This is a genomic window from Sphingomonas sp. Xoc002 (genome assembly GCF_050408055.1).
GTDB lineage: Bacteria > Pseudomonadota > Alphaproteobacteria > Sphingomonadales > Sphingomonadaceae > Sphingomonas > Sphingomonas yabuuchiae.
The window spans coordinates 3,400,628-3,421,721 of the sequence record NZ_CP191175.1 but is presented as its reverse complement, the minus strand read 5'-3'; the positions used below and the strand labels follow the sequence as shown (position 1 = coordinate 3,421,721).

Genomic DNA, 21,094 nt, shown 5'->3' with positions numbered 1-21,094 from the left:
GTGTCCGTTATCCCCTTGTCGCCCCGCTATCGTCGCATAGCCTAAACCCAATCTGAACCGCGCGGTTCAGCGGGCATCGGGGCGAATCACCTAAAAGCATCTCCATCAACCAAGGAGATCGACAATGTCTCGTTTCCATATTCCGACCCCCCGTCTGCAGGGCAAGGCGCCGCTGGCCGCCGCCGCTGCGGTCCTGATCGCACTGGGTGCGGGCGGTGGCGCCGCCGCCGTCTCGATGACCCGGCCGAATGTCACCATGGCGCCGACCGTCCAGACGCCCATCGCCAAGCTGGCCTCGACCAGCGGCGTCGTCACCGCCAAGGGGCGCGTGGCCGAAGTCTTCGGCGACCGTTTCGTGGTCCAGGACGGCACCGGCCGGGCGATGGTCGCCAGCAACCGCGACGCGATGCCCGCGGTCGGCAGCAATGTGATGGTGCAGGGCCGCTATGACGACGGCATCATGCACGCCCAGTATCTGGTGAGCCCGCAGGGGACGGTCACTCCGGTCGGCCCGCCTCCGCCCCCGCCGGGCGGTCCGCGTGGCCCCGATGGCGGCCCCGGTGGCCCGCGTGGTGACGGCCCGCCGCCGCCTCCGCCGCCCCCCGGCGGTCCGGGCGGACCCGGTGCCCCGGGTGGTCCGGGCGCCCCGCCGCCGCCCCCGCCGGGTGGTTGCGCACCGGGTGCGGTGCCCCCGCCGCCTCCGCCTGCGCCGGTGAACGGTGCGGCACCGCAGGGTGCGCCGGTTCCGCCGCCCCCGCCGCCCGCCGGGGCTCCGGCACCCACCGGTGCGGTTCGCCCGGCGCGGTGATCCGGACATGACGAAGACGCCCTCCGGCTTCGGTCGGGGGGCGTTTTTGTTTGGGGCTAGAATCCCGCATTCAAAGGAACCTTCCCCCCGCTGACCCTTTAGCCTCCCATGCGCTGGCTTCGATCGCTCGACATACCGGCCGAATGGCTGTGGCTTCAAAATCTGACGATCATTGCGGTCGCGATCCTGGTCGCCGTGCTGGTGCACAGCGTCGCCATGCGGATCGCCGGGCACGCCGCGCGGCGGACGGCCAGCCAGAGCGACGATCTGGTCCTCGCCCATATCCGCCAGCCGCTGCGCTGGGTCGCGATCGCCATCGCGGTCAGCTTCGCGATGCGCCTCGTTCCGATGTCGAGCGACGGGCGCGAAATCTGGCGGCAGGCTTTGGGTTTCTGTGTGCCCGCCCTGCTCGGCTGGCTGGCGGTATCCGCGCTGCGCGCGCTTCAGGGCGTCGTTTATCTGCGCGCCGATATCAGCGTCGAGGACAATCTCCGCGCCCGGCGAAAGCGGACGCGGGCGCAGATATTGGGGCGGATCGGCATTTTTCTGATCGTGTTCCTGACCGTCTGTCTGATGCTGCTCAGCGTGCCGGGCATCCGTACCATCGGCGTCACGCTGATGGCGTCGGCAGGTATCGCGGGGTTGGTCGTCGGTGCCGCCGCGCAGCCCGCGCTCAAGAACCTGATCGCGGGCGTGCAGATGGCCTTTACCGAGCCGATCCGCCTCGACGACGTGGTCATCATCGACAATGAATGGGGGCGGATCGAGCAGATCCACCTGACCTTCGTCGTGGTCCGCATCTGGGACGAGCGGCGGCTGGTCGTGCCGGTCGCCAAGTTCCTGGAGAACAGCTTTCAGAACTGGACGCGCGAGACCAGCCAGTTGCTGGGTTCGGTCTTCTGGTATCTCGATCCGGCGGCGGACATCCCGCGCCTGCGCGAGAAGATGGGCGAACTGGTCGAGGCGAGCACGCGCTGGGACCGGCGTTTCTTCAACATGCAGGTGACCGACGTGAAGCCCGATTCGATCGAGGTGCGCGGGCTGATGACGGCGCGCGATGCCTCGACCGCGTTCGATCTGCGCTGTGAGATCCGGGAGGGGCTGCTGGACTATATCCGGCGCGAGATGCCGGAGGCCTTGCCCCGGCGGCGGCTGGAGCATCATCCGCAAATTCCTCCCCTGCAAGGGGAGGTGGCAGGGCGAAGCCCTGACGGAGGGGTGTCACCCTCTCGATAGCGGGACACCCCTCCGACGCGCTATGCGCGCCACCCCCCCTTAAGGGGGGGAGTTTTTAGGATGCCGCCTCTTCGATCGCCTTGGCCTCTGCCTTCACCCCATCCCCGCGCAGCGCGGCCAGGAACAGCTCGCACCACCAGAACACATCCTCGCGCCGGACATTGTCGATCAGGCTTTCCCAGCGCCGGATACGCTCGGCGCGCGGCATGGCCAGCGCCTGGACGATCGCATCGGACATTTCCTCGGCGCTGTACGGATTGATCAGGACCGCGTCCTTCAACTGCTCGGCGGCCCCGGCGAAGCGCGACAGGATCAGCACGCCGGGGTCTTCCGGGTCCTGCGCCGCGACATATTCCTTGGCGACCAGGTTCATCCCGTCGCGCAAGGGCGTGACCAGCCCGATGCGGGCCGCGCGATAGATGCCCGCCAGCACCGGCCGGGGAAAGCCCTTGTTGACGTAGCGGATCGGCACCCAGTCGATATCGGCATATTCGCCGTTGATCCGCCCCGACAGCGCATCGAGATTGGCGCGGATCTCCTGATAGGTGTTCACCTTCTCGCGGCTGGGCGGTGCGATCTGGAGCATATAGACCAGTGCCCGTCGCTCGGGATTCTGCGCCAGGAAGCGCTCGTAACCCAGGAAACGCTCTGCCAGCCCCTTGGAATAGTCGAGCCGGTCGACGCCGACGATCAGGCTGCGGCCCGTGGCCGACATATACATGCGTTCGCGCGCGAAGCGGGCGTCATGGCCGTTGGCGGCTTCCTCGAACTCCTTGGTCTCGATGCCGATCGGCGCACGGATGGCGCAGATGGTGCGGCCGTTCCACGTCACCTCGCCATTCTCGCCGAGCGTCCCGCCCAACTCCTTGGTCACATAGTCGCGGAAGCTGTCCAGCCAGTCCTCGGTGTGGAAGCCGACCACGTCATAGGCGAACAGCGACTCGACCAGCTTGCGATGGCTGGGCAGCGACATCAGCAGCCGCACCGGCGGCCACGGGATGTGGAGGAAGAAGCCCATCCGGTTCTTGAACCCCCGCTTGCGCAGGTCGCGGCCCAGCGGGATCAGATGATAGTCATGCACCCAGACCAGATCGTCGGGCTCGATCAGCGGCTGCACCGTTTCCGCGAAGCGATCGTTGACGCGCGCATAGCCGGAATCGAAGTCGCGCTCGAACTCGGTCAGGTCGATCCGATAGTGGAAGAGCGGCCACAGCGTCCGGTTGGCATAGCCGTTATAATATTCGTCGATATCCTGTTCTTCCAGGTCGATGGTGCCGGTCGTCACGCCGCCACCCTGCTGGAAGTTGATATGGCCGCTGAACTGGTCGGTGGTCTCCCCCGACCAGCCGAACCAGATACCGCCCTGTTCGCGCAAGGCGGCGAGGAGTGCGACCGCCAGCCCGCCCTGATTTCCGCCCGGCCCGGTGGTGGGCGGCTGGACCCGGTTCGAGATGACGATCAGGCGACTCATCGCACGGCACTCCATGGTTTACTCAGCAGGACGGCGCAGTTGATCAGGCCGACCAGCGAATAGGTTTGCGGGTAATTCCCCCACAGCTCGCCCGTATTCGGGTCGATATCCTCGGACAGAAGCCCGGCGGGGGTGCAGCGCGCCACCATCTCCTCGAACAGCGCGCGGGCGTCCTCATGACGCCCGGTGACATACAACGCCTCGATGAGCCAAAAAGTGCATACATTGAAGGCGGTATGCGGCAGGCCGAAGTCATCCTCGGTCGCATAGCGCAGCATGTGGCTGCCCCGGCGCAGGCCCTTTTCGACCGCCTCCAGCGTCGAGCGGAAGCGGGGATCGTCGGGCGACAGGAAGCGCAGGTCGAGCAGCTGGATGATGCTGGCGTCCAGATCGTCGCCGCCGAAGGTCGCCGACATGCGCTGCGTTTCCTCGCGCCACGCCGATTGCTCGATCGTCTCGCGCATCAGGTCGGCACGCTCCTGCCAGAAGGCGCGGCGTTCCTCCAGGCCCAGCGCCTGCGCGGCATTGGCCAGCCGGTCGCACGCCGCCCAGCACATGGCGGCGGAATAGGTATGGACGTGGCTCTTGGTGCGCAGTTCCCACAGCCCCGCGTCCGGCTGATCGTATTTGGCCCAGGCCCGTTCGCCGACGCGCTCCAGCGAGTGGAAGTCCTCGACGCCCGACATGCGGAACAGGCGGGTGTCGAAGAACGCCTGCACGTCGGACAGCACGATCTGGCCGTACGCATCGTGCTGGATCTGCTCATAGGCCTGATTGCCGACGCGCACCGGTCCCATCGCGCGATAGCCGGGCAGCTTGGTCTCGATCCGCTCGACCAGGGTCGCCTCGCCACCGACGCCGTAGAGCGGCTGGATATGCCCGCCGCGTGCCGCATCGACGATGTTGCGGAGATACTCCAGATACCCTTCCAGCACGTCGAGCGCGCCGAGCCGGTTGAGCGCCTGCACCGTATAATAGGCGTCGCGAATCCAGCAGTAGCGATAGTCCCAGTTGCGCCCCGAATCGGCATGTTCGGGCAGCGAGGTGGTCAGCGCGGCGACGATCGCGCCGGTTTCCTCATGCTGGCACAGCTTCAGCGTGATCGCGGCGCGGATGACCACCGCCTGCCACTCGACGGGGGTGGCGAGGCCGCGCACCCAGTGATGCCATTCATGCGTGGTCCGCTCCAGCATGGCGCGGCTCGCCTCGCTGAGCACGCCCGCAAAGCTTTCGTCCGGGCCGAGGAACATGTGGATCGGGCGTTCGAGGCGGAACCATTGTTCGGCGGCGATATGGCCGACCGGCGCGTCGGTGGTCAGGCGCAGCGTCTGCTGCGTCATCAGATAGCGGATATGGTTGGACCCCTGGGTCCGTTCGGTGGGCGTACCCCAATCGGTTGCGACACGCAGTGCGATACGGATGCGGGGGGAGCCGATGGGGCGGACGATCCGCACATAGCTGGTCGGGCGATAGACGCGGCCCTCACGCGAGAAGCGCGGGCAGAAATCGGTGATCTCGATGCCGTTGCCCCGGTCGTCCATATGGGTGGTAACCAGGATCGGCGTGTTGCGCAGATAGCCTTGCGTGGTCGAGACCCGGTCCTCCAGGTCGATCGCCCAATAGCCCGTCTCCGGCTCGCCATCGCCGAGCAGGGCGCAAAAGGCCGGGTCGCCATCGACGCGCGGTACACAGCCCCAGACGAAGCGGCCTGCCGAATCGACCAGCGCGGAAACCTGGCAATTGCCGATCGGCCAGAGGTTCATGTCCTGTTGCATTACTTGGCATTCTCCAGCGCTTGGGCGAGCCATATATGGACGGCGGCGACATCGGGCAGGCGGTAACGGGCGGCGGTCTCACGCATCGGGCCGACCAGCACGCCCGCGCCGCCCAGCGCGGCGGCGGCGACGAAGCCGTCCTCGTCGGTCACGTCGTCGCCGAAGAAGATCGGGACCGTGCCCTGCATCGCGGGAGCCTGCATCAGCGTCTCGATGGCCCGGCCCTTGTCGCCGGGCAGACGGATCTCGACCATCATCTTGCCGGGTTGCAGGGTCAGGCCGTGACGCTCGGCGATGGCGGTGGCTTCGCGGACGGCGAGTGGTTCGGCTTGCGGATGGCGGCGATAATGGAGGCCCGCACCGAAGCTCTTGGTTTCGAAATACAGGTCGTTGGCCTCGGCCACGGCGCGCATTTCGTCGGTCGCGGTGGCGAGATGGTCGGGCTTGTCGGGCTGGACATGGCCGTCCTCCGGCGAGCGGCGTTCGGCGCCGTGACTCCCTGCGAGGGTGAAATGCTCGGCTTGGGGGCCGAACAGTGCATCCAACTGCGCGATCGAACGGCCGCTGACGATGGCCAGGCGGCCCGGCATGTGTGCGGCCAGCGCATCCAGCCGGTCGGCAAGGTCCCGGCTGACATGCACCCCTTCCGGGTTGTCGGCGAGGTCGACCAGCGTGCCGTCGAAGTCGAGGAACAAACTGTCGGTGGCGGACAGGCGGGGCGGGGGCGGGGCAAGGTCGGCCAGCATGGGCGAAAGCATAGCGGATGCGGACATGCCGAGTGAACCCATCCCCGCCGCTCACGTTCCGCTGCGCTGCCGAAATGATTACAGTTTGGGGGAAGACCCTCTCCATGGGCTGTATCGCTTGTGGCTTTCCCTCCCCCAGCCCCTCCCGCCTGCGGGAGGGGAGAAAAAGGGCTGCCGGTGCGGATTGATCCCGGCGCTCGGCGCTTGGCGCACCCCCTCCCGCAGGCGGGAGGGGGATGGGGGGAGGGCCCTCTCCGCGGGCGACGTCGCTTGGGGCTTTCCCTCCCCTAACCCAGTTTCAGGTAAACGATGCCCCGCATCGTTCAGGTCCTGCCGGGGGCATGACCGACCTGAAACTCGCCGGCGGGTGGGAGTAAGAAGAAAAAAAGGGCCAGCGATCGCTCGCCAGCCCCTCTTTTTCGAACCTTGGATACAGGCCTTAGTAAACCCGCTTCTTCGGCTTGATATACTCGATATCGTCGGTCAGCGTGTAATCATGCACCGGGCGATAGTCGATCTCGACCCCGCCGCCCTGGCCGCCCCAGCCGTCGAAGGTCGCGACGGTGTGCTTCATCCAGTTGGCGTCGTCGCGATCGGGGAAGTCCTCGTTCACATGCGCACCGCGGCTTTCCTTGCGGTTCAGCGCCGATTCCATCGTCACGACGGCCTGGCTGATCAGATTGTCCAGCTCCAGCGTCTCGACCAGATCGGTGTTCCAGATCAGCGAGCGATCCTTGATGCCGATGTCCTTCATCCGGTCATAGGTGGCGCGGATCATCTGGCGGCCTTCGGTCAGCAGCTCGTCGGTGCGGAACACGGCGCAGTGGCGCTGCATCGTCTTCTGCATCTCGCTGCGCACCGAGGCGGTGGTCGAGCCACCGGCGGCGTTGCGGAAGTGGTCCAGGCGACCCAGCGCCAGCTCTTCCGAACCGGCGGGCAGCGGCGCATGCGGCGTGCCGGGCTTCAGCGTGTCCTTGATGCGCAGGCCGGTCGCACGGCCGAACACGACGAGGTCGATCAGCGAGTTGGAGCCCAGGCGGTTCGCGCCGTGCACCGACACGCAGGCCGCTTCGCCGACCGCGAACAGGCCGGGGACGACCGAGTCCGGGTTGCCGTCCTTCAAACGGACGACTTCGCCGTGATAGTTGGTCGGAATACCGCCCATATTATAGTGGACGGTCGGCGTGACGGGCAGCGGCTGGCGGGTCAGGTCGACACCGGCGAAGATCTTGCCGGTCTCGGTGATGCCGGGCAGGCGCTCGGCCAGCACCTTCGGGTCGATATGGTCGAGATGGAGGTAGATATGATCCCCCTCCTTGCCGACGCCGCGCCCTTCGCGGATTTCCATCGCCATCGAGCGCGACACGACGTCGCGGCTGGCGAGGTCCTTAGCCGACGGCGCGTAACGCTCCATGAAGCGCTCGCCCTCGGAGTTGGTCAGGTAGCCGCCTTCACCGCGCGCACCCTCGGTGATGAGGACGCCCGCGCCGTAGATGCCGGTCGGGTGGAACTGCACGAACTCCATGTCCTGGAGCGGCAGGCCCGCACGCAGCACCATGCCGCCGCCGTCGCCCGTGCAGGTGTGCGCCGAGGTGGCCGAGAAATAGCAGCGCCCATAGCCGCCGGTCGCCAGCACGACATTGTGCGCGCGGAAACGGTGGATCGAGCCGTCTTCCATGCACAGCGCGATCACGCCGCGGCAATTGCCCTGATCGTCCATGATCAGGTCGAGCGCGAAATATTCGATGAAGAAGTCCGCGTCATACTTCAGCGACTGCTGGTACAGCGCGTGCAGCATAGCGTGGCCGGTACGGTCGGCGGCGGCGCAGGTGCGCTGCGCAGGCGGGCCTTCGCCCATATTCTGCATCATGCCGCCGAAGGGGCGCTGGTAGATCTTGCCCTCTTCGGTACGGCTGAACGGCACGCCCGCATGCTCCAGCTCGTACACGGCGGCGGGCGCCTCGCGGCACAGATATTCGATCGCGTCCTGGTCGCCCAGCCAGTCCGACCCCTTGACGGTGTCGTACATGTGCCAGGTCCAGTGGTCCGGACCCATATTGCCGAGCGACGCGGCAATGCCGCCCTGTGCAGCGACGGTATGGCTGCGCGTCGGGAACACCTTGGTGATGCAGGCGGTCTTCAGACCCGCTTCAGCGATACCCATGGTCGCGCGCAGGCCCGAGCCGCCCGCACCCACGACGACGGCGTCATAGGTATGGTCGATGATCTTGTAGGCGGCAGCAGACATTATGCAGCGGCTCCAAAGGCGATCTTGAGGATCGAGAAGATGGCGATGGCGGCGATCGTGAAGACGAACAGGTTCATGACGACGAGCAGCGCGACCCGGTTCTGGTCCTGCTCATAATCCTCGATCACGACCTGAAGGCCCAGGCGCATGTGATAGAAGATCGACGCGACCAGCATCGCCATCGGAATGGCCGCCCAGGGATTGGACAGCCACAGATGCATCGCGGCGTAATCGAACAAGGGCTGGCGCAGGATCGAGATCAGCAGCCACACGACCAGCAGGAAGTTCGACCCCGCCGTCAGGCGCTGGTTGAGCCAATGATGGGTGCCCGACTTGGCCGAGCCCAGGCCGCGCACGCGGCCGATTGCGGTTCCCGAACGCATCACTTGATCCCCAGATAGAGCCAGAAGGCCACCGTCATCACGACCGCGAAGATCATGGTGGCCTGCGCCTGCAGCTTGTTCGACTTCAGCTCGAAGCCCGCGCCCACGTCCATGAACAGGTGGCGGATGCCGTTGGCCATGTGCTGGAACAGGCAGGCGGTCAGGCCGATGCCGACCACATAGCCGATGATGTTCAGCCCGCCCGACTGGACGGTGAAGACGTCGCGGAACGTCGCATAGCTTTCGGGACCCGCGGCGACCGCCGCCAGGAACCAGACGAGAAGCGCCGCGCCCACGGTCGCCATGCCCGTGCCGGTGGCACGATGCAGGATGGAGACCAGCATGTTGGGACCCCATTTCCAGATCTGGAGGTGCGGGGAGAGCGGGCGTGCGGTGTTGCGGGCGGCCAAGGGCAGATCCTCGAACAGTCTAAAGTCGGGCTGGTTTGCGGATACGCCTATGATGAAGACGCCGACAGGATGCAAGTCGCGAGGCGAGATTCGCGGCCTCGACCGGTCATGGCGGCATGGCCCGTCCGGCGGCTAACCCGCCTTTAACGCTTTTTGCGCCAGAATCAGCGGCATCACGTTCCGATTGCCTGAACGCTGGAGCCGCTATGCCCGAACGGGGAAATATTGTTGCCAAGACCGATCTTCCGCCGCCGACGGAGATTACGGCAGGGATCGATCTTGACGCGCGGGTTCGCGCTTTCGACGGAGGCGACGGCGCGCTGACCCGCCTGGCCGCCGATCTCTGGCCCGCCATCGAGTCGCGCGCCGACGAGGTGATCGAGGCCTATTGGAATCACTGGCGCCGCGCCAATCCGGGTGCACCCGACTGGACCAAGCTGGACCGCGAGCGGCAGCTGACGGCCGGGCGGGCCTATCTGCGCAACCGTTTCTGCCATCTGTCGGGGCGCGACTGGGTCGAGTCGCTGGGGCGTTCGGTCGCTGCCGCCTATGCCGCCGGGGTGCCGCCGATGGATGTGCTGGCCATGTCCTGCGCCAGCGACCGGGCCGCGCTGAAGGTGTTGCAGGAGTCGGTGCCGCTCGACGATCCCCGCCGCGAGGCGATGATCGACACGCTGCTCCGCCTGTTCGGCATGGAGACCGAGCTGACCGTCGAGCTGTTCGCGGGCTTTAGCGAATGGAGCGCCGACCGCGAGCGCGAGCGGCTGGCGGGGGACTTCCGCAACGGCATCGCGTCGGTCGTGGAGAATGCCAGCGTCGAGGGGCGCGATCTGCGGCGTCAGGCGCAGGACGCCTCGTTGTCGACGCGCGGGATGCTGGGCAAGTCGAGCGAAGTCGCCGCCGCCGCCGAGCAGTCGGCCGTCGCGATGCGCGAGGCGGCGCAGACCGCCGCGGGGCTGATCCGCGCGATCGAGGATGCCCGCACCGAGGTCGACCAGGCCGCCGATGTCGCCAACCGCGCCGCCGATCAGGCGGGGCAGGCGGTCGGCATGTCGGAGATGCTGTCGGACCATGCCAAGTCGATCGAATCGATCCTGGGCCTGATCCGCGACATCGCCGGGCAGACCAATCTGCTGGCGCTCAACGCCACCATCGAGGCGGCGCGCGCGGGTGATGCGGGCCGGGGTTTCGCGGTCGTGGCGCAGGAGGTGAAGAGCCTCGCCAGCCAGACGGCGCGCGCCACCGACGATATCGCGACCAAGATCGCCGCCATCCAGGCCGCGACCCGCTCGACGGTCGAGACCAATGCCTCGATCAAGGCGACGGTCCATGAGGTGCAGGTATCGGCCGAGCGGATCCGCCATGCGATGGAGGCGCAGGCCCAGACCGTGACCGCGATCACCGCCGCGGTCGACGAGACCGCGCTGGCGGCCGACTCGATGTCGCACACCATCGCCGCGATCCGCCAGGATACCGAGCATGTCGCGCAGGAGATCGACCGGGTCGGGCGCGGCTTCGACCATCTCGATACGCAGTTGGGCGACCTGAAGACCAGCGCCAGCCAGTTCGTCGCGCGGGTCGCGGCCTAACCTATTCCTCCCCTTGCAGGGGAGGAGGTCAGGGTGGCGGTTGACGCATCGGCCCCCGCCCGGCACGGCGGGGGCATGACGACGATATTGGTAACGGGCAGCAGCCGAGGCATCGGCGCAGCCATCGCATCGAGCCTGGGCGACCTGCCCGACACGCGGGTCCTGGGCCATGCCACGCGCGGCGGCCCCGGCGGAAATCTGGCCGCCGATCTTTCCGAGCCCGACGCGCCCGCCCGGCTATGGGCCGAGGCACTGGCGCAGGCGAACGGCGCGATCGACGTCCTCGTCAACAATGCCGGTATCTTCGAGGCGAGTCCGCTGGACGCCGACGACTGGTCGGACAGCTGGGCGCGGACGATGCAGATCAACCTGACTGCCTCGGCTGAACTCTGCCGTCTGGCCGTTCTGCACTGGCAGGAGCGGGGCGTCGGCGGCCGCATCGTCAATATCGCCAGCCGCGCCGCCTATCGCGGCGACTCGCCCGCGCACTGGCATTATGCCGCGTCCAAGGGCGGCATGGTCGCGATGACCAAGACCATCGCGCGCGGCTATGCGGCGCAGGGTATCCTCGCCTTCGCCGTCTGCCCCGGCTTCACCATGACCGGCATGGCCGACGATTATCTGGCCAGCCGGGGCGGGGACACGTTGCTCGCCGACATCCCGCTCGGCCGCGTCGCCTCTCCCGAGGAGGTCGCCGCGACCGTCCGTTTCCTGTGCACCGATGCGCCGCCCTCGATGACCGGCGCGGTCCTCGATGTGAATGGAGCCAGCTATGTCCGCTGACAGCTGGAAGCTGACCCTGCCGTGCACGCGTGACGAGGCGGAGGCGATCGACGCCGCCGACGACCTGGCGATCGAGGCGGTCATCATGACCACCGAGGAAATCGAGGACGACCGCGAGCATTGGCGGCTCGACGCCTATTTCGAGGCCGAGCCCGATGCCGCCACCATCGAAGCGATCCGCGCGCTGGTGCCAAGCGCGGGCGACCATCCCGCCATGGTCGAGCATGTGCCCGCGCAGGACTGGGTGACGATCAGCCAGGCGGGGCTGGAGCCGCTCTCGGTCGGGCGCTTCTTCGTCCACACCGGCGACGAGGCGGTGCCCGAGGGCTTGCGCGGTTTCCATATCCCGGCGGGGCGCGCGTTCGGGACGGGGCATCACGAGACGACCAGCGGCTGCCTCGCCATGCTCGATGCGATGGCTTCGGGAACGGTGACGAACGCCATCGATGTCGGCACCGGCACCGGCCTGCTCGCTTTCGCCGCGCGGCATCTCTGGCCCGAGGCGAAGGTCGTCGCGACCGATATCGATCCGATCGCGATCGACGTCACCGCCGAGAATGCGGCGATCAACGGCGTGGACGGCGTCGAACTGATCGTCGCCGACGGGGCGCTCGCCGATCCGATCATGGCGGCGGCGCCCTATGATCTGGTCATCGCCAATATCCTGGCGGGGCCGCTGATCTCGATGGCGCCGGAACTGGCGGCGATTGCGGGGCCGGAGGCGACTTTGGTGCTCGCGGGTCTGCTGGAGACCCAGCGGGCCGATGTGGTCGCGGCCTATGAAGCCTGCGGCTGTGCGCTGGAGGCGGTCGACCGGCGCGGGGACTGGAGCGTGCTGCGGTTGCGTGCGGGGGCAGAGCGGTTCGTGCCGAATGCGCCGTTCGATCCCAAGGGGCGGGATGGTTGGGCTTTGGATATCTGACCTTCTTTACTCCCCTCCCGCAGGCGAGTTTCAGGTCGGTCATGCCCCCGGCATGACCTAAACGATGCGGGGCATCGTTTACCTGAAACTGGGCCGGGGGAGGGCAGGGCCGCGAGCGATGGTCTCTGTGAGACTCCTTGCCCTCCCCCCAGCCCCCTCCCGCCTGCGGGAGGGGGAGTGCGCTCGGCTATAGTCCGCTCAACCTTCCCCTTACGAAAACGGAAATCCCCGCGATTGCCATCCCCTACGCCAGTCGGGCATAAGCCCCGGCAAAGACGTAAGGAGAGGTCATGGCATCGACGATGGTCGAACTGGAACGCCGCCGCGCCGCCGCGCGCGTCGGTGGTGGCGAGAAGCGCGTCGCCGCGCAGCACGCCAAGGGCAAGCTGACCGCACGCGAGCGGCTCGACGTGTTGCTCGACGAGGGCAGCTTCGAGGAGCTCGACATGTTCGTCGAGCATAACTGCACCGACTTCGGCATGACCGAACAGGTCGTCCCCGGCGACGGCGTGGTGACCGGCTCGGGCACGATCAACGGGCGGCTGGTCTTCGTCTTCAGCCAGGACTTCACCGTCTTCGGCGGTTCGCTGTCCGAGCGTCATGCGCAGAAGATCTGCAAGATCATGGACATGGCGATGAAGGTCGGTGCGCCCGTCATCGGCCTGAACGATAGCGGCGGCGCGCGCATCCAGGAGGGCGTGGCCAGCCTCGGCGGCTATGCTGAGGTGTTCCAGCGCAACGTGCTGGCATCGGGCGTGGTGCCGCAGCTTTCGCTCATCATGGGCCCGTGCGCAGGCGGTGCAGTCTATTCGCCCGCCATGACCGACTTCATCTTCATGGTGAAGGATTCGAGCTACATGTTCGTCACCGGGCCCGATGTGGTGAAGACGGTGACCAACGAAGTCGTGACGCAAGAGGCGCTTGGCGGTGCGGTGACGCATACGACGAAAACGGGTGTCGCCGACGTCGCGTTCGAGGACGATATCGAGGCGCTGCTGGCAGCGCGCGACTTCATCGACTTCCTGCCCGCCAACAACCGTGAAGGCGTACCCGAGCGGCCGACCGCCGACGCCTGGGACCGCATCGAGGAAAGCCTCGACACGCTGATCCCGGCCAGCGCCAACCAGCCTTACGACATGCACGAGCTGCTGTCGAAGGTCGTCGATGAGGGCGATTTCTTCGAGGTCCAGCCCGCCCACGGCGCCAACATCATCACCGGCTTCGGCCGGATCGAGGGGCGCACGGTCGGCTTCGTCGCCAACCAGCCGATGGTGCTCGCGGGCGTGCTCGACATCAATGCCAGCCGCAAGGCGGCGCGCTTCGTGCGCTTCTGCGACGCGTTCGAAATTCCGATCGTGACCTTCGTCGACGTGCCCGGCTTCCTGCCCGGCACCGCGCAGGAGCATAACGGCATCATCAAGCATGGCGCGAAACTGCTCTTCGCCTATGCCGAGGCGACGGTGCCGAAGATCACGGTCATCACCCGCAAGGCCTATGGCGGGGCCTATGACGTAATGGCGTCCAAGCATCTGCGCGGCGACCTCAACTATGCCTGGCCGACCGCCGAGATCGCGGTGATGGGCGCCAAGGGCGCGGTCGAGATCATCTTCCGTGGGCGAACGCCCGAGGAAATCGCCGAGCGTACCGCCGAATATGAGGCGCGCTTCGCCAACCCGTTCGTGGCGGCGTCCAAGGGATTCGTCGACGAGGTGATTCAGCCGCATTCGACCCGTCGTCGCATCGCGCTGGGCCTGCGCAAGCTGCGCAACAAGGACCTCGCGAACCCGTGGAAGAAGCATGACAATCTACCGCTCTGAGATGGTCGCTTGCGGCAAAGCCCTCCCCCATCCCCTCCCGCTTGCGGGAGGGGCGTGTTTTGGGCCAGCCCGTGCCCGGAACTTCTCCCCTCCCGCAGGCGGGAGGGGCTGGGGGAGGGCTGGCGCTTTCCACACACATATCCGCTGGAGGCACGCCGCATGACCCTCGGCCGTCTAAACCATATCGGTATCGCCACCCCTTCCATCGAGAAGACGGTCGAAACCTATCGCCACTTCCTCGGCGCCGACGCGATCGGGGAACCCTTCGACCTGCCGCCGCAGGGCGTGCGGGTATGTTTCATCGACGCGCCCAACACCCAGATTGAGCTGATCCAGCCGCTCGACGAAACATCCCCCATCGCCAACTTCCTCAAGAAGAATCCGGCGGGCGGGCAGCATCATCTCTGTTTCGAGGTCGCCGACATGGCCGCCGCCGTCGCCGAACTGCAAGCCCAGGGTGCCACGCTGCTGGGCCAGCCGCGCATCGGCGCGCACGGCACGCCCGTCGTCTTCCTCCACCCGCGCGACATGGGCGGGGTGCTGGTCGAGCTGATGGAAACACCGGGAGAAGGCCATTGAGCGAGCCCATGCTGCTGGCCGAGCGTCGGGGCGGCGTTCTGGTCCTGACGCTCAACCGCCCCGACCGCCTCAATGCCGCGCCGCCAGAACTGTTCGACCGGATGGGCGAGGCGCTGGCGGCGCGCGGCGATGCACGGGCCGTCCTGCTGACGGGGGCGGGCAAGGCCTTCTGCTCGGGGGCGGATATTTCGGGCGGCCAGATCGGCCCGGAGACGGTGCATCGCGCGCTGGTCGATCACTTCAACCCGCTGTTCCTGACGCTGGCCGAGCTGCCCATTCCGGTGATCAGTGCGGTGCGCGGGGCGGCGGCGGGGATCGGGTGCAGCCTGGCGCTGGCGGCCGATTTCTGCGTGGCGAGCGAGACTGCCTATTTCCTCCACGCCTTCGTCAATATCGGCATGGTGCCCGATGGCGGGGCGAGCTGGTTGCTGCCGCGCCTGATCGGTCGCGCACGGGCGGCCGAGATGATGATGCTGGGCGAGCGGGTCGGTGCGGCCAAGGCGCTCGACTGGGGCATGATCCATAAGGTGGTCGCCGACGACAGGCTCGATGCGGAAGCCTTTGCCTTGGCCGAACGGCTGGCGGCGGGGCCGAGCGTCGCACTGGGGCTGATGCGCCGTGCGCTCCAGGCCGGATTCGACAGCGATTATACGACCGCGCTGGCCCGCGAAGCCGAGGACCAGCGCGCCGCATGTGCGACTCAGGACGGCGAGGAAGGCGGCCGGGCCTTTTCCGAAAAGCGCCCGCCGCGTTTCCTGGGGCGGTAGGATGCCGCCCCTTGCGCGCGCACGATGATTTCGCTCTAGTGAAACAAAATAAGAGTGGATGAGGAGTGGCCGATGGCCGAACGCCCTGAGCTGTCCGATTGGGAAGCCCTTGCCGCGCGCGAGGTGAAGGGTCGCGACCTGTCATGGCAGACGCCCGAAGGGATCACGGTCAAGCCGCTCTACACCGCCGCCGATGTGCGCGAGGACCCCGGCCTGCCGGGCTTCGCGCCGTTCACGCGCGGCGTGCGCGCCAGCATGTATGCGGGCCGCCCCTGGACGATCCGGCAATATGCGGGCTTCTCGACCGCCGAGGAATCGAACGCCTTTTACCGCCGCAATCTGGCGGCGGGGCAGAAGGGGCTGTCGGTCGCCTTCGACTTGGCGACGCACCGGGGCTATGACAGCGACCACCCGCGCGTGACGGGCGATGTCGGCAAGGCGGGCGTCGCCATCGACACGGTCGAGGATATGAAGATCCTGTTCGACGGCATTCCGCTCGATGCCATGTCGGTCAGCATGACGATGAACGGCGCGGTGATCCCGGTGCTGGCCTTCTTCATCGTGGCGGCCGAGGAACAGGGGGTTCACCGCTCCAAGCTGGAAGGGACCATCCAGAACGACATCCTCAAGGAGTTCATGGTCCGCAATACGTATATCTATCCGCCCGAGCCAAGCATGCGGATCATCTCGGACATCTTCGCCTATACCTCGGCCGAAATGCCCAAGTTCAACAGCATCTCGATCTCGGGCTATCACATGCAGGAGGCCGGGGCGACGCAGCTCCAGGAGCTGGCCTTCACCATCGCCGACGGCATGGAATATGTGAAATATGGCGTGGCGTCGGGCCTCGACATCGACAAATTCGCCGGGCGCCTGTCCTTCTTCTTTGCGATCGGCATGAACTTCTTCATGGAGGTCGCCAAGCTGCGTGCCGCGCGCGTGCTGTGGCACCGGGCGATGACGCAACTGGGGGCGAAGGACGAACGCTCCAAGATGCTGCGCACCCATTGCCAGACGAGCGGCGTGTCGTTGACCGAGCAGGACCCGTATAACAACGTCATCCGCACCACCATCGAGGCAATGGCGGCGATGCTGGGCGGCACGCAGAGCCTGCACACCAATGCGCTGGACGAGGCCATCGCGCTGCCGACCGACTTCTCCGCCCGGATCGCGCGCAACACGCAGATCGTGCTGCAGGAAGAGACGGGGATGACGAAGGTCGTCGATCCGCTCGGGGGCAGCTATTATGTCGAGAACCTGACGCAGAGCCTGGTCGACGGCGCCTGGGAACTGATCGAGCGGATCGAGGCCGAGGGCGGCATGGCCAAGGCGGTCGCTTCGGGCTGGCCCAAGGCGATGATCGAGGAAGCGTCCGCCGCGCGCGCGGCCAAGGTCGATCGCGGCGAGGATGTCATCGTCGGGGTCAACAAATACCGGCTGGCCGATGAGGCACCGGTCGAGATTCTCGATATCGACAATCATGCCGTGCGCGCGGGTCAGGTGGCACGGATCGCGGCGGTGAAGGCCGCGCGCGACGAAGCGGCGTGCCAGGCCGCACTCGATGCCTTGCGTAACGCCGCCCAAAATCCTCCCCAAGCTCGTCTTGGGGAGGGGGACCATCCGAAGGATGGTGGAGGGGCCGGGGCTGACGGTGCCGCCCCTCCACCACAGCCTTCGGCTGCGGTCCCCCTCCCCGAGCAAGCTCAGGGAGGAATGGGGGCGAACCTCTTGGCGCTCGCCGTGGAGGCGGCGCGGGCGCGGGCGACCCTGGGCGAGATTTCCTCGGCGCTGGAGGATGCGTTCGGCCGCTACGGCACCCAGCCGACTCCGGTGTCGGGAATCTATGGCGGCGCCTATGGCGAGGACGAACGCTGGGCCCGCCTGATCCGGGGCGTCGAGGCGGTGGAGCGCCGCCTCGGTCGCAAGCCTCGACTCTTCGTCGCAAAGATGGGCCAGGACGGGCATGACCGGGGTGCGAACCTCGTCTCGTCGATGTTCGGCGATCTGGGGTTCGAGGTGGTGCCCGGCGCGCTGTTCCAGACGCCCGAGGAAGCCGCGCAGGTCGCGCTGGCCCGCGACGTCGATGTCGTCGGCGCGTCCAGCCTGGCGGCGGGGCACAAGACACTCATACCAGAGCTGATCGGCCATCTTCGCGAGGCGGGGCGCGCCGATATCAAGGTCATCGCGGGTGGCGTTATTCCCGCACAGGACTATCAGGCGCTCTATGATGCCGGGGTGCAGGCGATATTCGGCCCCGGCACCAATCTTGTGAAGGCGGCCGAGGACGTGCTGAGGCTGCTGGGCCATAACATGCCGCCCGAGACGGGCGAATGACAGGACATGACGGAATGACGACGACCACCGCGCTTCGCCCCGAGGCGGCCCTGCGCACCGACTGGACCCGCGCCGAGATCGCCGCGCTGTTCGACCTGCCCTTCACCGAACTGCTGTTCCGCGCCGCCGAAGTCCACCGCGCGCATCATGCGGCGGACGAGGTGCAGCTGTGCACGCTCTGCTCGATCAAGACCGGCGGCTGCCCCGAGGATTGCGGCTACTGCTCGCAAAGCGCGTCGGCGGAGAGCGACGTGAAGGCCGAGAAGCTGATGGACGTTCAGGCGGTCCTCGCGGCGGCGGCCGAGGCCAAGGCGGCGGGCTCGCAGCGTTTCTGCATGGGTGCGGCGTGGCGCAGCCCGAAGGAGCGCGACATGGACAAGGTCGTCGCCATGGTCGAGGGCGTGAAGGCCATGGGGCTGGAGACCTGCATGACGCTGGGCATGCTCGACGCCCCCCAGGCGCAGCGGCTGGCCCAGGCGGGGCTCGATTATTACAACCATAACATCGACACTTCGCCCGAAAACTACGCTAACGTCATCACGACGCGCTGCTTCGAGGACCGGCTGGAGACGCTGTCCAACGTGCGCGAGGCGGGCATTTCGGTCTGCTGCGGCGGCATCGTCGGCATGGGTGAGACGCGCGGCGACCGGGTGGGCTTCGTCCATGCGCTCGCCACCTTGCCGCGCCATCCCGAAAGCGTGCCGGTCAATGCGCTGGTCCCGGTCAAGGGCACGGTGCTGGGCGACATGCTCGCCGACACGCCGCTGGCGCGGATCGACGACATCGAGTTCGTCCGCACCGTCGCCGTCGCGCGCATCACTATGCCGCTGAGCATGGTCCGCCTGTCGGCGGGGCGCGAGAGCATGTCGGCAGCGACCCAGGCTTTGTGCTTCATGGCGGGCGCTAACTCGATCTTCACCGGCGACAAGTTGCTGACCGCGGGCAATGCGGGCGACGATGCCGATGCCGCGCTGTTCGCCAAGCTGGGCCTGAAGCCGATGGAAGGTGCCGAACCGATGCGGGTCGCCGCGGAGTAATTACGGCTCACTCTTCTGTTCCCCGGCGAAGGCCGGGGCCCAGTTGCGGTAAGCTTAAGATGGCGCGCCATCGGCCACGTATTTCGACACGGACCAACAACATAAAAGGAGAGGTATCCCCGTGTTCCAGAAAATCCTGATCGCCAATCGCGGGGAAATCGCGTGCCGGGTGATCCGCACGGCGCGCGCGATGGGCATCGCCACCGTCGCGGTCTATTCCGACGCGGATGCCAGCGCGCCGCATGTCCGGCTGGCCGATGAGTCGGTCCGCCTGGGCCCCGCGCCCGCCGCCGAGAGCTATCTCAAGGCCGAGCTGATCCTTGCCGCTGCCAAGGCGACCGGCGCGGATGCGATCCACCCCGGTTACGGCTTCCTGTCCGAGCGCGAGAGCTTTGCCAAGGCCTGTGCCGAGGCGGGTGTCGCGTTCATCGGTCCGCCGCCGAACGCCATCGCCGCGATGGGCGACAAGATCGAATCCAAGAAGCTCGCCAAGGCCGCGGGCGTCAACGTCGTCCCCGGCTATCTGGGCGAGATCGCCGACACCGAGGAAGCGGTGCGCATCGCGACCGACATCGGTTTCCCCGTGATGATGAAGGCGTCCGCCGGTGGCGGCGGCAAGGGCATGCGCCTGGCCTGGTCCGAGGCGGATGTCCGCGAAGGCTTCGAGGCGACCAAGCGCGAAGGGCTCGCCAGCTTCGGCGACGACCGCGTCTTCATCGAGAAGTTCATCGAGAGTCCGCGCCACATCGAGATTCAGGTGCTGGGCGACCAACACGGCAACATCGTCTATCTCGGCGAGCGCGAATGCTCGGTCCAGCGCCGCCACCAGAAGGTGGTCGAGGAAGCCCCATCGCCCTTCGTCACGCCAGAGATGCGCCGCGCCATGGGCGAGCAGGCGGTCGCCTTGGCCCGTGCGGTCGGCTATTATTCGGCGGGTACCGTCGAGCTGATCGTGTCGGGGGCGGATACCACCGGCAAGAGCTTCTACTTCCTCGAGATGAACACCCGGCTTCAGGTCGAGCATCCCGTGACCGAAGAGATTACCGGGCTCGATCTGGTCGAGCAGATGATCCGCGTCGCCGCCGGAGAGCCGCTGGCGTTCGGTCAGGACGATGTGACGCTGACCGGCTGGGCGATCGAGAACCGCGTCTATGCCGAGGACCCGTATCGCGGCTTCCTGCCCTCGACCGGGCGGCTGGTGCGCTACAACCCGCCCGCCGAGCATGCCGATGATGACGTGCGCGTGCGCGTCGACGACGGCGTGGCCGAGGGCGGCGAGGTCAGCATGTTCTACGACCCGATGATCGCCAAGCTGGTCACCTGGGCGCCGACCCGCGAAGCCGCGATCGACGCGCAGATAGCCGCGCTCGACGCGTTCGAGATCGTCGGGCCGGGGACCAATATCGACTTCGTGTCGGCGCTGATGCAGCATCCGCGCTTCCGCTCCGGCGCGCTGTCCACCGGCTTCATCGCCGAGGAATATCCCGACGGCTTCCAGGGCGCGCCCGCCAGCGAGGACCTGACCCGGACGCTGGCCGCCGTCGCCGCCTTCGCCGCCACCGCCGAGGCCGACCGCGCCCGCCGCATCGAGGGGCAACTCGGTCACCGGCTGCAACCGCCCGCCGACTGGACGGTGCGGATCGGGGGAGCGGACCACGCGGTGAACGTCTCGACCGACGGGATCAGTGTCGACGGGACCGAGCTGGACCTCGCCATCGCCTACACCCCCGGCGACCGGATGATCGCGGTCGAGGATGAGGACGGCGAAACCCTCCACGTCCGCATCGCCAAGACCCGCACCGGCTTCAAGCTGACCACGCGCGGGGCCAGCCACCTGGTCCGCGTGCTCCCCGCCCGCGCCGCCCCCTACGCCCAGCACCTCATCGAAAAGGTGCCGCCCGACCTGTCGAAGTTCCTCATCGCCCCGATGCCGGGCCTGCTCGTCCGGCTGGACGTGGCCGAGGGTGACCAAGTCGAAGCCGGCCAGCCGCTCGCCGTCGTCGAGGCGATGAAGATGGAAAACATCCTCCGCGCCGCGAAGACGGGCACCGTGAAGACCATCGCCGCCAAAACCGGCGACAGCCTGGCGGTGGATGCGGTGATTTTGGAACTGGAGTAAGCCGACACACCCTCACCCTTCCGGCGCTTTGCGCCTCCCTCCCTCTCCCGGCGGGAGAGGGAAGGGGCCC

Annotated in this window: 17 protein-coding genes; 11 read left to right on the top strand and 6 right to left on the bottom strand. The window is 67.1% G+C overall.

Translation table 11 applies throughout. The annotated features are described in order from the left end of the window. The first annotated feature begins 124 nt into the window (after positions 1–124). Together ACQR50_RS15675 and ACQR50_RS15670 are read left to right on the top strand one after the other, a co-directional pair. Positions 125–808, top strand: coding sequence for a hypothetical protein (locus ACQR50_RS15675; protein WP_428969020.1), 684 nt, complete (start codon positions 125–127; stop codon positions 806–808). 108 nt (positions 809–916) lie between these two features. Then, the gene (locus ACQR50_RS15670; protein WP_428969019.1) at positions 917–2,044 is read left to right on the top strand and encodes a mechanosensitive ion channel family protein; all 1,128 of its coding nucleotides are present in this window, start codon (positions 917–919) and stop codon (positions 2,042–2,044) included. Positions 2,045–2,099: 55 nt separating this feature from the next. Here the strand turns inward: ACQR50_RS15670 and ACQR50_RS15665 are convergent, their stop codons facing one another. From ACQR50_RS15665 to sdhC, 6 genes are all read right to left on the bottom strand, one after another. Then, entirely contained in the window at positions 2,100–3,515 is a 1,416-nt protein-coding gene (locus ACQR50_RS15665; protein WP_428969018.1) for an alpha,alpha-trehalose-phosphate synthase (UDP-forming), read from the bottom strand. Beyond that, positions 3,512–5,278: a glycoside hydrolase family 15 protein gene (locus tag ACQR50_RS15660; RefSeq protein WP_428969017.1), complete on the bottom strand. Its 1,767-nt coding sequence runs from the start codon at positions 5,276–5,278 to the stop codon at positions 3,512–3,514. Before ACQR50_RS15660 ends, ACQR50_RS15665 begins: the two co-directional genes overlap by 4 nt. An 11-nt stretch (positions 5,279–5,289) precedes the next feature. Continuing rightward, complete coding sequence (otsB, locus tag ACQR50_RS15655) at positions 5,290–6,036, bottom strand: trehalose-phosphatase (protein WP_428969016.1); 747 nt, start codon at positions 6,034–6,036, stop codon at positions 5,290–5,292. 439 nt (positions 6,037–6,475) lie between these two features. Continuing rightward, positions 6,476–8,284 carry a succinate dehydrogenase flavoprotein subunit gene (gene sdhA / locus ACQR50_RS15650; protein WP_428969015.1) on the bottom strand — a complete coding sequence of 603 codons (1,809 nt, stop codon included), beginning with the start codon at positions 8,282–8,284 and terminating at the stop codon, positions 6,476–6,478. After that, complete coding sequence (gene sdhD, locus ACQR50_RS15645; RefSeq protein ID WP_428969014.1) at positions 8,284–8,667, bottom strand: succinate dehydrogenase, hydrophobic membrane anchor protein; 384 nt, start codon at positions 8,665–8,667, stop codon at positions 8,284–8,286. The genes sdhA and sdhD overlap by 1 nt, the downstream gene beginning before the upstream one ends. After that, entirely contained in the window at positions 8,667–9,011 is a 345-nt protein-coding gene (gene sdhC / locus ACQR50_RS15640; protein ID WP_236696974.1) for a succinate dehydrogenase, cytochrome b556 subunit, read from the bottom strand. The genes sdhD and sdhC overlap by 1 nt, the downstream gene beginning before the upstream one ends. 272 nt (positions 9,012–9,283) lie before the next feature. Between sdhC and ACQR50_RS15635 the strand changes: the two genes are divergently transcribed. The 9 genes from ACQR50_RS15635 (at position 9,284) to ACQR50_RS15595 (ending at position 21,024) form a co-directional block, all read left to right on the top strand. Beyond that, on the top strand, positions 9,284–10,666 hold the full coding sequence (locus ACQR50_RS15635; RefSeq protein ID WP_428969013.1) for a methyl-accepting chemotaxis protein: 1,383 nt from the start codon (positions 9,284–9,286) through the stop codon (positions 10,664–10,666). A 75-nt stretch (positions 10,667–10,741) separates the two neighbouring features. Continuing rightward, on the top strand, positions 10,742–11,449 hold the full coding sequence (locus ACQR50_RS15630; protein WP_428970722.1) for an SDR family NAD(P)-dependent oxidoreductase: 708 nt from the start codon (positions 10,742–10,744) through the stop codon (positions 11,447–11,449). Further along, on the top strand, positions 11,439–12,371 hold the full coding sequence (locus tag ACQR50_RS15625; RefSeq protein WP_428969012.1) for a 50S ribosomal protein L11 methyltransferase: 933 nt from the start codon (positions 11,439–11,441) through the stop codon (positions 12,369–12,371). The genes ACQR50_RS15630 and ACQR50_RS15625 overlap by 11 nt, the downstream gene beginning before the upstream one ends. 290 nt (positions 12,372–12,661) lie before the next feature. Next, entirely contained in the window at positions 12,662–14,188 is a 1,527-nt protein-coding gene (locus tag ACQR50_RS15620; RefSeq protein ID WP_428969011.1) for an acyl-CoA carboxylase subunit beta, read from the top strand. Between the two features lie 159 nt (positions 14,189–14,347). Continuing rightward, positions 14,348–14,767, top strand: coding sequence for a methylmalonyl-CoA epimerase (gene mce, locus ACQR50_RS15615; RefSeq protein ID WP_428969010.1), 420 nt, complete (start codon positions 14,348–14,350; stop codon positions 14,765–14,767). After that, positions 14,764–15,534 carry an enoyl-CoA hydratase-related protein gene (locus ACQR50_RS15610; RefSeq protein WP_428969009.1) on the top strand — a complete coding sequence of 257 codons (771 nt, stop codon included), beginning with the start codon at positions 14,764–14,766 and terminating at the stop codon, positions 15,532–15,534. Before mce ends, ACQR50_RS15610 begins: the two co-directional genes overlap by 4 nt. A 72-nt stretch (positions 15,535–15,606) precedes the next feature. Beyond that, positions 15,607–17,868: a methylmalonyl-CoA mutase gene (gene scpA / locus ACQR50_RS15605; RefSeq protein WP_428969008.1), complete on the top strand. Its 2,262-nt coding sequence runs from the start codon at positions 15,607–15,609 to the stop codon at positions 17,866–17,868. Positions 17,869–17,882: 14 nt separating this feature from the next. Continuing rightward, positions 17,883–18,905 carry a biotin synthase BioB gene (gene bioB / locus ACQR50_RS15600; RefSeq protein ID WP_428969007.1) on the top strand — a complete coding sequence of 341 codons (1,023 nt, stop codon included), beginning with the start codon at positions 17,883–17,885 and terminating at the stop codon, positions 18,903–18,905. 121 nt (positions 18,906–19,026) lie between these two features. After that, positions 19,027–21,024, top strand: a complete 1,998-nt coding sequence (locus ACQR50_RS15595; RefSeq protein ID WP_428969006.1) for an acetyl-CoA carboxylase biotin carboxylase subunit — start codon at positions 19,027–19,029, stop codon at positions 21,022–21,024. Positions 21,025–21,094 lie beyond the last annotated feature (70 nt).

Excerpts from the sequence above, each read along its gene's own strand:
- sdhD (WP_428969014.1), bottom strand. The coding sequence starts at position 8,667 with ATGCGTTCGGGAACCGCAATCGGCCGCGTGCGCGGCCTGGGCTCGGCC.
- otsB (WP_428969016.1), bottom strand. The coding sequence starts at position 6,036 with ATGCTGGCCGACCTTGCCCCGCCCCCGCCCCGCCTGTCCGCCACCGAC.
- ACQR50_RS15630 (WP_428970722.1), top strand. The coding sequence starts at position 10,742 with ATGACGACGATATTGGTAACGGGCAGCAGCCGAGGCATCGGCGCAGCC.
- ACQR50_RS15665 (WP_428969018.1), bottom strand. The coding sequence starts at position 3,515 with ATGAGTCGCCTGATCGTCATCTCGAACCGGGTCCAGCCGCCCACCACC.
- bioB (WP_428969007.1), top strand. The coding sequence starts at position 17,883 with ATGACGACGACCACCGCGCTTCGCCCCGAGGCGGCCCTGCGCACCGAC.
- ACQR50_RS15635 (WP_428969013.1), top strand. The coding sequence starts at position 9,284 with ATGCCCGAACGGGGAAATATTGTTGCCAAGACCGATCTTCCGCCGCCG.
- ACQR50_RS15675 (WP_428969020.1), top strand. The coding sequence starts at position 125 with ATGTCTCGTTTCCATATTCCGACCCCCCGTCTGCAGGGCAAGGCGCCG.
- ACQR50_RS15625 (WP_428969012.1), top strand. The coding sequence starts at position 11,439 with ATGTCCGCTGACAGCTGGAAGCTGACCCTGCCGTGCACGCGTGACGAG.
- scpA (WP_428969008.1), top strand. The coding sequence starts at position 15,607 with ATGGCCGAACGCCCTGAGCTGTCCGATTGGGAAGCCCTTGCCGCGCGC.
- ACQR50_RS15660 (WP_428969017.1), bottom strand. The coding sequence starts at position 5,278 with ATGAACCTCTGGCCGATCGGCAATTGCCAGGTTTCCGCGCTGGTCGAT.
- ACQR50_RS15670 (WP_428969019.1), top strand. The coding sequence starts at position 917 with ATGCGCTGGCTTCGATCGCTCGACATACCGGCCGAATGGCTGTGGCTT.
- mce (WP_428969010.1), top strand. The coding sequence starts at position 14,348 with ATGACCCTCGGCCGTCTAAACCATATCGGTATCGCCACCCCTTCCATC.
- ACQR50_RS15620 (WP_428969011.1), top strand. The coding sequence starts at position 12,662 with ATGGCATCGACGATGGTCGAACTGGAACGCCGCCGCGCCGCCGCGCGC.
- sdhA (WP_428969015.1), bottom strand. The coding sequence starts at position 8,284 with ATGTCTGCTGCCGCCTACAAGATCATCGACCATACCTATGACGCCGTC.
- sdhC (WP_236696974.1), bottom strand. The coding sequence starts at position 9,011 with ATGCTGGTCTCCATCCTGCATCGTGCCACCGGCACGGGCATGGCGACC.